General features: G+C 34.4%; 6 protein-coding genes and 1 pseudogene. 2 read left to right on the plus strand and 5 right to left on the minus strand.

Annotated elements, in window-relative coordinates; genetic code table 11:
• Nucleotides 1-113: 113 nt before the first annotated feature.
• Nucleotides 114-602, plus strand: coding sequence for a hypothetical protein (locus IPL24_12870; protein MBK8364513.1), 489 nt, complete (start codon nucleotides 114-116; stop codon nucleotides 600-602).
• Nucleotides 603-1,466: 864 nt separating this feature from the next.
• Here IPL24_12870 and IPL24_12875 read toward each other — a convergent pair.
• From IPL24_12875 to IPL24_12895, 5 genes and pseudogenes are all read right to left on the minus strand, one after another.
• A pseudogene (locus tag IPL24_12875) lies at nucleotides 1,467-2,216 on the minus strand (hypothetical protein).
• A gap of 147 nt (nucleotides 2,217-2,363) precedes the next feature.
• Entirely contained in the window at nucleotides 2,364-3,881 is a 1,518-nt protein-coding gene (locus IPL24_12880; protein MBK8364514.1) for a T9SS type A sorting domain-containing protein, read from the minus strand.
• A gap of 22 nt (nucleotides 3,882-3,903) precedes the next feature.
• The gene (locus IPL24_12885; GenBank protein ID MBK8364515.1) at nucleotides 3,904-4,791 is read right to left on the minus strand and encodes a T9SS type A sorting domain-containing protein; all 888 of its coding nucleotides are present in this window, start codon (nucleotides 4,789-4,791) and stop codon (nucleotides 3,904-3,906) included.
• Between the two features lie 35 nt (nucleotides 4,792-4,826).
• The gene (locus IPL24_12890) at nucleotides 4,827-9,500 is read right to left on the minus strand and encodes a hypothetical protein (GenBank protein ID MBK8364516.1); all 4,674 of its coding nucleotides are present in this window, start codon (nucleotides 9,498-9,500) and stop codon (nucleotides 4,827-4,829) included.
• A complete protein-coding gene (locus IPL24_12895) occupies nucleotides 9,497-10,216 on the minus strand; it encodes a hypothetical protein (protein ID MBK8364517.1) in 720 nt (239 codons plus the stop codon). Before IPL24_12895 ends, IPL24_12890 begins: the two co-directional genes overlap by 4 nt.
• 1,139 nt (nucleotides 10,217-11,355) lie before the next feature.
• On the opposite strand from IPL24_12895, the gene IPL24_12900 reads away from it, so the two are divergent.
• On the plus strand, nucleotides 11,356-12,027 hold the full coding sequence (locus tag IPL24_12900; protein MBK8364518.1) for a hypothetical protein: 672 nt from the start codon (nucleotides 11,356-11,358) through the stop codon (nucleotides 12,025-12,027).
• Nucleotides 12,028-12,636 lie beyond the last annotated feature (609 nt).

Below are 12,636 nucleotides of genomic sequence, written 5' to 3' on the forward strand. Positions count from 1 at the left end.
ACACAAGTAGAACCATTTAAAATTAAAGATGATGCATTCCGGTATGTTCAGGAAATAGCTTTCGATATCAATTTTGAATACAATAGACAAAATGTTACAGTTAAAAGGAAAAGTTGAGAGAAACGTTTTTACGCCAGTCACACTTGATTTTCAATTCAAATTATCTTGAACATTTACCTACTCAGAGTAAACGTATTTTACGAGACAATAAAGCCAATTCCTATATTCCATTTCTCAATACGATATTACAAGTAACTAAAACCGGAATAACACTAATAAGTTATTTCGAATTAAAAGACACATGTATTTGGGAAAATCATATCATAAAAAGTGATTTTATATTAAACAACAACTTTGAAACATGCCATTTTAATATATTCTTAAAGAATGTCACCAACCATGATCCAGAAAGGTACAAATCAATAATTTCAACAATAGGGTACCTGTTGCACAATTATCAGTCGCCAAAAAATGCTCAGGCAGTAATTTTCTATGATGAGACGATAACCGATTTTGAAAATCCTCAAGGAGGTACAGGCAAGGGTTTATTTGTGCAAGGTCTAAAGCAAATTAGAAATGTAACGATTGATGGAAAAAAATGAATTTAGATGATAGATTCCGATGGCAGGACATTGACGACCAAACTCAAATTATGGTAATTGATGATCCAAAACCTTCACTTGATTTCAGCTCATTTCACTCGTGCCTTACTACCGGAGGGAGCATTGAAAAAAAGAACCAGCCTCAATTTTCGATAAAACCAGAGGATTCACCTAAAATGCACTACTAACTCCATAGTAAAAGGTGAAGGATCTACGAACAAACGTAGACAACACATTATCGAATTTTCTAACTACTATCAAAAATTCATTATTAATGGTTTAGAGGAGCCCATTATTCAAGAGCACGGGTGTTTGTTTTTGATAAAGAGGATTGGTTAGAGGAAGAATGGAATATGTTTTATAATTTAATGATATCTGGACTGACCCTATACTTTCAAATTGGATTACACTCTTATGAATTAAAAAATGTAGATCAAAACAAATTAATTCAATCTACAAACAATGATTTCAATGAATGGTCGGTAAACCAAAATTTTGAATTAAATAAGCAATACTTGACGACTGAACTATACAATGATTTTCAATCAATCTATTATGGCGACAACAAGGAGTTCCAACAAAGAAAATTTACAAATTGGTTGAAAAAATATGCCCTATCAAAAAATTGGAAATTGACAATTAAGCGTTCTAATGGAAATTCAATATTTATTTTTAATAGCCTTTAAGTCTCTTAGTGTCTATAACTAAAAGTGTATCTATAAATTATCAATACACACTCCCCTTTCCAATGCAAATCAAGAGACTTAAAGACTTCTTAATAAAATAGTAAATAAAAAAAATCCTTGTTCCTTTAAAAGTTAAGATTCTGTTATGAATATGAATAGAAATGTTTCGGTATTTTTTCTAAAGAGAATTATAGTCGAAGTTTATAATTTTGAATTCCGGAGCCTTTATTTCATTATAGCTAAAAGAATATCGCATTTCTTCAGGAAAAACAGGAAAACGGACTCTAAAGTAATCACCAATTGCAGTCTCCATTCCATTCCCTTCACCATCTAATAATAAATAATCATTTCCAGGGATAAAACTTTCAGTCAGGAATTGCGCAGACAACACTGCAACAAGTCCACAAATTGAATCAATAAGATTGCTCAGATTTGCTTTTGCGAATTCAATATTTCGCTGATGCTTGACTTTATTATAAGATTTATACCATTCTAACCCTTTTCCAATTGCCCAATTTGCAAAAGGCTTTCGAGTACCACATTGACCTTCCCATATTGGCAATGCAACTTCATACTCTGATAACAGATGTGACACATTGACCTTTTTATAATCATCCATATTCAAGTCTGTTGCCTTATTATACCCATTCTCCATTAAAATCGCATTTAAATTAGCTTCAACTTCAATACAGCATCGGATAAATAGTTCGTGAATCCTGTATGAAAAACATAGTTGATTCAGGTCAGTTGGCTCGACAAAATCAAATAAATTCTGCAAATCCTTTTGAAGAATAAATAATGGCCTAACAAAGTGTTGAGGATTCTGGCATAATCCAGATGTAACAAGTAGGCAGATTTACCATCATTAGCATAAAGTACCATCTGCAAATTGTCTTACAGTTCTCTTAAAAGGAAATTTAATGGCCATTCAATTACTTTTGTGCTTTCAATTGAAGAATGATCTGTTTTTACATAGTATGCCGACTAACAAATGAAAACCTTTGGCTAATCGAGTATTGTTTGTGACAGATATTTGGAATTGATTTATTCAATTTGTCTGATTTTTTATAATCTGCTATGGTTTCACAATTTTCCCAGTCAATTTTTCTTTCTCAGTAAAAATTGTAATCAAATAAAGACCTGATGCAAAATCATTCATCGGTAGATCACGCGAGAAGTAACCATTTGTAGCGATGCTTCCTTCAGAATAAACCATTCGACCTGAAATATCCATTACAATTAATTTCAGTTGCGAACCTTTTAATCCGTTTGCATTGATAAATGCGGTTTGCCATGCATGGTGATAAAAAACACTGAGAGATGAAGTTTTTTGTGATAATGTTTCATCTATAGAAGTAACTGTATCGCATATGCTGTTTGTAATTGGTCCTAAGGCATAATCAGGGTTATTTGGAAATTGGGAATAGCTCCTTTTCCCTCCCAGATAAAAAGAGTATGGCTGAAAATTACAACTTGAACCAATTGAATCCGGCGATTGAATTACTCCGACATTCATGTTTATATTATTATACATACTATCAGCATACGGAAAATAATTCTGAACTCCATTGTAATAAATATTGGCTACATAAATTCTTTTGTCTGGTCCGAGTTTTAACATGCCCGCTTCGTAAACTGAAGGTGGATAAGTATAAATATGTATTGTATCTTTTGTCAATCGAATATTGGTATCCGCCAGGTTATATTGGAAAAGATAGCTCGTATCAGGAGAACTGGTATTTGTTGAAACATATAATATAGAATCATTCGGAGATATAGCTGCTCCACCAATCAAAGGAGTTTCAAAACTTTGTGAAATGTTTATTGGGTTTGAAATTACTCCTGTGCATCGGTCAAAATCAAACAACTCAATTATACCAGCTCCACCAGTGGCAACAAGCTTTGAACCATTACTGTTAAAAAAGAGTTGCTTACGAAAACCCGGATGCAACGAGCCTGCTTTTTGAATAGTGTAATTATTGATACCAGTCGGGTCAATTAAATAACTATAGAATGTATCTGAAGGGGCTATGTTTCGCCGGAAAAACAACCACCAGTCCCGCCCATTACCATGTTTAATAGCCGTTAAACCATCATCAATTTTAAATGGTTGAAGCCGGATATTTTTCTGTGTTACTGCTCCTAATCCACCATTCAAATTCATATCGACTAAAGAATAGTAAAGTCCCGAATCGCCACTATTAGTTACTCCAATTGAAAACAAGTAAAAAGTATTATTACCACTAGGATTAGGCACGATCACTAATTCATAGAACCATCCCTGTCCTACAATTGAATCACCGTTTTGCATCAATTGGTGATTACTTGACCACACTTGTGTTGTATTTCCAATTCTGCCCGCCTGCGCATTCGCATAAAATAAAAGCGAACCACTAGTATCTGCAATTGAACAACAACTTCCTCTGTTTCTGACGCTAGATGTAAATGTCGTCGGTGGTGACTGATTAAAATCAATTCCGGCACTATCTCCAAAACACCAGATATTGCCTTGCTTTTGGGAGTACAAACTGAAATAATTCAGTGTTAAGAATAATATGATCAGAATTTTTTTCATAGAAAAAACAGGACGCATAAATGCGACCTGTTAAAGTTAATCATTTTACGATTACCAGCTTTTGATAATCAACAATTTTCTCATCAATTATGAAACGGCAATTATATACCCCATTCTTAAATCCCGATGTCTTTATTGAATGATAGGTCGTTAGTATTTCCGATGCAAAAATCATTTTATTCAATTGATCATAAATTTCAAATACACCTTTCTCTTCTTGCTTTAAAGGGTACTCATAAATGACAGTTTCACTGGCAGGATTTGGATATAATTTTCCGAATCCCTCTTCGCCTTTTACAATCGGATTACGTTTTCGTAAGGATATCATGTTATCTTCTATATCCAAATGAAGTATTGCACGAGCCCAGTAAACAGCTTCACCTCCTGATGATGGATATTGAAAAGCAATGTTCTCCAAAAGAGATATCTGAAGTGAATCCGGTAAGGTATCATTCATTTCGCAATGCAAATAAATTTCATTTACTATTTTTTTATTTTCTTCAATTGTATTTTGATGAACAATGGTAAGATTTTTTAAATATGCCTGTGCAAAATCACTATTCTTTACGAAATCCTTTACATCATCAAATGCTCCAATATTTCCTGTTCGAAGCGAGTTATAGAGTTGCTGAAAAACCTGATCCTCCGGTAAACCTCGATTGAGCAATGAAGGATTTTCCTTTATTTTTTCATAGAAAAACTCCTTGTTTTCATATTTCATTTCGCCATTGAAATCAGAATATTGTATCAAATCATAGGCAATGTCTTTTAAATCTTCTTCTATATTATTGCTGATCTGAACAAGGGTTGGATCTGGACAAGAACCATGTGGAGTTAAATCAATATCGTTAATAAAATTTGCAATATGCGGATTAGGATTATAATTGTTATCTATCGATGCATCATAATACCAGTTAATACCATTCAAAGGATTATCACCCCACACCCTGTACCAACTCGGATCTACCTGATTATTCCAATAATTATCCCATGATTCAGTTGGGACCCTTGATCAGATTGTGAAGAATTATCTAAGAACACACCATTGAAATTATCGAGCATTACATTGCAATGCAATTCAGTGTTCTCACATTGACCACCAAATTTAATGCCTTGTCCCATCTTACGAAGGTTGTTTCCATAAACATACGCATTCGTCGTTTTGTCTATTGAAATTCCACGCATGATTTCCGGCATTGAAGGATCGGGATCGATGTAGCGATAGACTTCATTCAACAACACATAACTATCATTGCAATTTTCTAAAGAGATGGCTTCATTAAAGCCTAATGTTGTCAGAGTGGAATTATCAGCAAAGAAATATATTCTGTTTCTTTTGCCCACAATTGCTTTTGGAACGTTGCGACAGAGAATTCCTGTTGTAGCATTAAAAATCCAGTTCGATTCAATACGAAGGTCAATGGAATTACTGCTTGGATTTTCAACTCTGATTGCTGTGTTTTTAATAACATCAGGAGTAATTGGATAGTTGAAATAATTATTATTTATTTCAATATTCCCGCTGTTATCATAACAATGAACACCCGTTCTGAATTGTCGTATCATGTTATTGTTAATTTTAAGATTACTGCATCGCGCAACATAGATTCCGGCGTAATTACTTGAAATACTATTATTGTCAATATTCAATCCAATAATTTTATTGGCCGATATTCCTATTCTCCAGTTTGATATTGAATTATTATTAGGCACAGCAGGAGATCCGATCCTAATCGATTGCAAAAAATTACCACTTGTTCCTGAAGCAGAAATTGCTGTACATTTGATTGGATAGTTAAAAGTATATGGTAGAACTTCAAAATTATTATTATACACTTCTATATCACTTGAAACAATATTTAATCCAATTTTTGCATTTCTTATATTATTCAAGAAACCCTGCCCTATCCCGGTGCCCATAACAAGACCTGAAACATTTTCAACTACAATGTGAGAACTTGTCAATTCTCCGACATGCGGAAGTTTAGAAATCTGTCCGGTAGTACAATCAAAAGTTGAAGATCGTATCCATGTAGTGCTCTGGTCATATGCTCCTGTTAGAAAATGAATTCCAATAAAATTATGGTCAAATGTACCATTGTCCAATTGCAAATTACCTTTATTCATTAAAACTGCTTCTAAGGCATCTTCTATTCTTGAGTCTTGAATTATTATTGTACCACCGTTATTAATAATTCCGTTCCACATATTTGCACATGCATGCAAGTAACTATTTGTTGAGATAGTTAGAACTCCTGTTGACTGTACCGTAATTTTCCGGCTTGAACTTATGGTTAAATCAAGGTTTGCAAAATGTACATTAGAATGAATTTCTACATCATGATCTAAACTTTTTATACCGAAATAATATCCGGAGGGAATAATGGTAACTTGTGAACCTACAATTTCCCCACTAGGAACATAACAACAATTTATATCATCAGTTACTGTTACTGAAGTGGGGCTTTGACAACCGTTTCCGTCAGAAACAGTATACGGATATGTTCCCGCTAACACTGAAAAATTTCCTACACCAGTATATGATCCAGTACCACCTGATGCTGTAACTTGAACAGTTGAATAACCTCCTGTACATCCAAGTTGAATTACTGTTGCCGATGCAACAAGTAGTGTTGGTTCTGAAACCGTTATCGTTGTTGATGTAGAACATCCATTTGCATCACTAACAGGGTAAGTGTACGTTCCTGCTGTGACAGTAAACGAACCAGTTCCTGTGTATGGAGCTGTTCCGCCAGTAGCAGTCACAGTAACTGTTGATGAGCCACCATTACAAAGAATTGTAGTAGCAGATGATGATGCTGCCAATGCACTTGGTTCATTCACAGTAATTGAAGTTGTTAAAGAACAACCATTATCATCTGTTACTGTATAGCTATAAGTTCCAGCTGCTACAGTGAAAGTTCCAGTTCCGGAATACGGAGCTGTTCCACCCGTTGCTGAAACTGTTACTGTCGTTGATCCACCATTACAGGCAATTGAAGTCCCTTGTGTTGAAGATGCAATTAATGCTGATGCAGGTTGAGAAATTGTAATTGAACCTGTTGCAACACATCCACTCGCATCCGTTACTGTTACATTATAGATGCCTGCAGCTAATCCACTTATTGTAGCTGTAGTAGTTGCATTCGGATCATCCCATAGATAAGTAAATGTTCCTGTTCCGCCACTTGTAACTGAAACCGATCCTTCACCATCTTGCATGCCAAAGCATGTTACATCTTGTTGAGTGGTCTGTAGATTGATTGCTGATCCCGTACCTGTAATGGTGACCTGATCCTCTGTTGTGCAATTATTATCGTCTGTAACAATTATAGTGTATTGGCCTGGACATGCATTTGATAATGTGGCATTCGATCCGCTTAATACCCAAGGAGCGCTAACAGAAAATGGAGGGAAATCTCCATCAACAAAAAATGTTGCCAATCCGGTGCAACCACAATCAGAAGTTAAATTCGATGGTTGAATAGGGTCAAGAATTATATCATTCGGACTACTTACTTGAGTAGATGCGGTTGAAGTACATCCATTGTTATCAGTGACCCTTACTTCATATGTTCCAAATCCGAGATTCGCAATTGACAAGGATGTTTGAGCCGGAATTGTATTCCACAAATACTGATAAGGTGATGAACCACCTGCAACTGAAACACTTGCTGAACCAGTTTCACTATTGAAACATCCGGTAGCATCAGATGAACTCATTGTCAAATTCATTGAAAGCGGATTCCCTACTGAAACCATCTGAGTTCCCCAGTTACAGGAACCATCAGAAATTCTTATGAAATAATTTCCAGCACTAAATCCAGGAATCGTATAAGGTAAACTGTGATATTCGTCAAAGAGAATTGTTGGAACTTGAATACGATATAATCCGATTGCACCTGAAATACTTAGTTCAATCGTTCCATTAACTCCATTGTGGCACGACGGATCTGTTGGTAGAGCATTGAAAGTTAAAGTTGGAGGTATTCCAATATCAAAGGAAAGTGATTCAACACATGTGCCTTGTACTGAGACAAAGACAGTATAATGACCTGCACTTAAATTTGAAATAGTATGTTGTAAACCAGCAGTCCAGTTTAACCAATAAGTTCCAATACCATCTGTGTATGATGCATGTACAACACCTCCTGGGCTATTAATTATAATTTCTTGCGAACCATCTGATGAACAGTCCGCTGATGGTGGACGATAAAAACCTAGGGATAAAACTGGATTATCTCCATCAGAATCATAATTGCGTCTGATTTCACGAGTACACCCAGTCGGAGTAGTAACTGTTAAAAAATAACCCCCATCAATACTTGTCGTTATTTGATCTAAAGTTGAACCAGTATTCCATAGATAAGTTACACCACCAGGCCCTATTGAGGAAGGGGTCGTGTTTAATACCGGTCCAACATAAAGTATTGCAGGACTAACACTACAATCAATTAATATATCAACGTATGGATTTGGATGAACAGTCACTGGAATAGAATTTCCTGAAACACCAGAACAAGATCCTCCAGTTATTTCGCAGGAATAAAGACCGCTAGTTGTAGCCAAGTAATTTTGACTTGTTGCGCCGGAAATTGTGTTACCATCCTTCATCCAGCGGTATGAGTTTCCTGTGGGCGCATGAAGTTCTACGCTACCTCCTTCACAAAATTCACTTTGACCTATTGCAGTAATTGCAGGTCCAGAATTTAGAAATAAATCTTCCTCATACAGATACGAGCAACCTCCGGCATAAGTTAAACGCATTTGGACTGTATAGGGATCTGAATAATCATTCATTAATGAGGGAATTGCTAAAGCAGTTATATCTGGAGCTGCATTGGGTGTTGTTACATCTGTTGGATTCCAAACCCCAAGTGCAGGTGTAAAAGTTGAAGTGACATTCCAACCTGTAGTTGGCCAAACATTAAGGCCTGACCTTAATATTCTGAATTCAATTTGTATTCCAGCTTCACAAGGACCTATGTATTGAAAATTTATGTCGGCATTACCTGATGTACACCCAGGGTCATCTGCAATGAAAATTTTTGGATTATCAAGCACACCATTCATTTGACTTTGAGTGTACCAAATAATTCCGCCTGGATGAATAGCATTTTCTCTTGGTTCACTCATCACAGGAATCCAGGTATAACGTTCTAAATACCATTTTCTGTAATAAATTTTTTCTGCTTCGAAAATATTTTGAGAACTCGTTTCATCAAACCAAGGCCCCCAGTAATTATCATAAGAATAATTGGAAATTTTTTCAGCACTAAAAATGGTGTGGATGTCTGTATTATTATCAGTTGTTCCATATGGCAATTGAGCTCCATTAAGATGTTCTAATAGCCATTGCCAATCACCATCTAGTCCTGCATCAATATTCGCATACGGATAGCGATGATATGAATATGGACAAATTCTATCTAGTAATCTTGGAAATGCATTTCCTCCGATACAGGTCGTACCTGTTGGAGGTATTCCACCTGAACCATCGAGTAAAGATGCGTAATCTTGCATAAAAGTATTTCCAATACGATAATAAGGATCTGTATAAGCTTGAGTTCTCATATATTCATTATCAGTTTCTGCGAATCCATGAAGGGTATTATAATTATCAGCTAGACTTCTCATTGCACGTAAGGTCGGCAAAAATGAAGGAAAAACCTTGCATCTTCTCCCCTAGGGAATGCTGTTCCATTGCTACATGGGCTACCTGGTGGATTAGAACAACCAGCGTCTTCGGAAAATCCTTCTGTGCAACAATAGTCGTTACAAGTTGGATCAATGGTTGTACCAGCCGGCATGAATCCATCAAGAGTTGATCTCCAGAATTCATACTCTATATTCAAATAATTAAAATATGAATGGCAAAGTCTTCTTTCATTAGGTTGTATATCGCCAAAGTGGGTTGCACGATAATAAAATTTGAGTTCCTCTGCATTGTAATATTCAGGTGTTCCTTGAACCAGATTTGAATCTTCAATTATTAATAAAGTAGAATCAAACAAAGAAGAAGTCCTTTCAGCAAGCGGAATTATTATTGGAGGTGTTGGATGCAAAAAATTCTGTTGAAAATCAAAAACTCTATTAAAGCCATTTTCTGATCCAGCCGTAGCTGCAATTTGGTCAATACAAAACTCTTCTCTTGCTTTGTTCATAAAGCGACATAAATGTTCTTCAGCATCTATTTCCCTCCCTCGATTTTCATCCCAGATCATAACATTTCGTCCAATTAAATATCTTAAGTCCAGCAATAGTATCAAAGTAATATGGTTATCCCGGCAATACCCTAGAAATGCATCTTCCTTTTCAAATATCCCATCATGATTAACATCCGTACCAAGCATGGAACTTTGCGGGTCAACCCTAAAAGGGGCTCCATTATTCCAACTAATTGGATCTATCGAAAAAATCGATTGACATAAATTCCGCGATGAGGATTTGGTTCAGGAACATAGGCTTGCTGTACTTGACAATTTGCCGAAAACGAAATAATAATAAATAGAAACAATAACAGTTTTTTCATAGGAGATTAATTTAATTTATAAAGAACAATAAGTACACAATCGTAGTTCAATTTTATCAATTAGGTAAACTATATAAAGCATAATTAAAAATCCATACATTTCTGTTTCTGGAATTCAGGCCTTCATTTCAATAATCGCAAGAAACTATTTATTACCAATCAATTTCCTCCCATTCCAAATTGCATATAGCAATGGTCGAAATGAAAACTCATAGTGCGAAACAATCAAACTAATCCGAGTGTAGGTCCAGATTTTTGTAATATGAAAACTAATTTAAATAGATACTGGTAAAGTGGGTCAATACTTATCAAATGAAATTATTAAAATCCGAATCATCAAATAAATTTATTATAACTTTTCAACAATTGTGAAATTACTCTATAAATCAAATACTGTATTGATAAATTAACTAAAAGCAAATGATCATTAATACATAATAATTTCTTATTCCGAAAAAAGCGAATTTCACATTCTATAAATTCAGCCACTTATAATAATTCTGGCGGCTTCGCTTTTAATTTCAATTTAGGCTTTGGTTTCAAGACCATATCATTCAGATCTATCTTTTACAAGTGTCATCAGGCATTCATGTAGTCAATAAAGTCACAGGATATAGTTTATGTAAAAGACTTGCTAATCAATAATAATTCGCCAAATGAAAGGTAATTTCCGGAAATAAAATAAATTCAGAAAATTTCGCAAAAAAAAGAAAAAAAAAAAAAGAAAAAAAAAAAAAGAAAAAAGAAAAAAGAAAAAAAGCAAGATTTTCTATACGAAGTTTCATTGTTTTAAAGGCATTTTACTTTATTTGCGGGAAAAGCGGAAAATTTTTATCCAAATTTTCTCGATAGAATTGCTTAAATATGTGTTTTGCGTAATTTTCGAAAAAAAAGAAATATTTTCGCAATTCAAGGAATTCAACAATACCTGCATATTGTTGATGTATGAAGTAGTAATAGATGGATAAAAATATAAATCAAATTCATTCACGTTTTCTCACGAAAATAATCAAACCCTTAGCTCTTTTGAAATTTAAGTTAGTGGAGCAACTTGCCATGGACAATGATGTAAACGACCTATTAAAGGAAGCAGAAGACTTATCTATTGCCTTCAACCATTTTCCGGAAATCAACAAACTTGAAGGATTGAACAGAGAAAAAATGAAAAAGGAATCACTACCATATCAAATTATGTTCGATCTAGGAAATGGTTCAAAGCACGGTGGCACAGATTTAAGAAAAATTGAAGAGCAAAATTCTTTGCACATTGGCTCCGCTTTTGAAATCAATGAAAAGATGCAATTTGGATTTCTAGGAAATGAAATTTACATTAAACACTTTAAAGGAAGGTTTGATTTCTTAGAAACAGCAATTTCAGCAGCGACTTATATTGGTAATTTAATCGAAATTAAAACAGAAATCATTCATGAACAGAGAATGGCAAAATTATTTACCGAAGAGGTTGCTTTAAAAGTATCTACGAAATACCAATTTAGTTTTTCATCATGGTCATTTCACTTTTACAGAAGAGATTCAAATGGAGTTCTTCAACCATCTGACTTGAATGGCAGCGCCACCATAAAATTATGGACATCATTTACATCGGATTCAAATGGATTTAGATGGGAGTAGAAATTCTGTGAAAATAACAATTTGAAACCATAATATTTAATATAATTTACCCTTTATACTTTGCAAAGAAGGTATTGTCATGAAGCAATCCCTTTAAGCAGATATTAATTCAATTTCCACCCTGTTAGGAAATCATAATTTTCTCCTAGTTTTATGGGAAACATAAATTCACATTTAAAGATCATAAATTTTCGAATCTAAAATGATTATGCTTTTGAAAAGAATATTGTTGGATTAAATACAATCCGGAAAATAATTCCTGCAAATTCGTAAATTCCGAAAATTCCGCAAGAAAAAAAAAGAAAAAAAAGTAAGAAAAAAAAGAAAAGAAAAAATTTCCTCTAAATTTTAGCTGACTTTATAGCACTTTCCGTTTTTTCCGAAATTTGCGGAAAGTTTTCCGGAATTTTTATCGTAAAATACGCCGAAATCAATGTTTTACTAAATTTTCGGAAAAATCGGAAAATAAATAGTGAAACTCCTCTTACACTTCTAAAATTAAATTGAAAACCAGTCCATATTTAAACACGGACTGGCTCAAGTCAATTATAACTCTAATATTCTTAATGTGTCACCTGTACCTTCTTCAATATGACTAAATCATCTGTA

This window comes from Bacteroidota bacterium, assembly GCA_016711505.1.
Classification (GTDB): Bacteria; Bacteroidota; Bacteroidia; order AKYH767-A; family 2013-40CM-41-45; genus JADKIH01.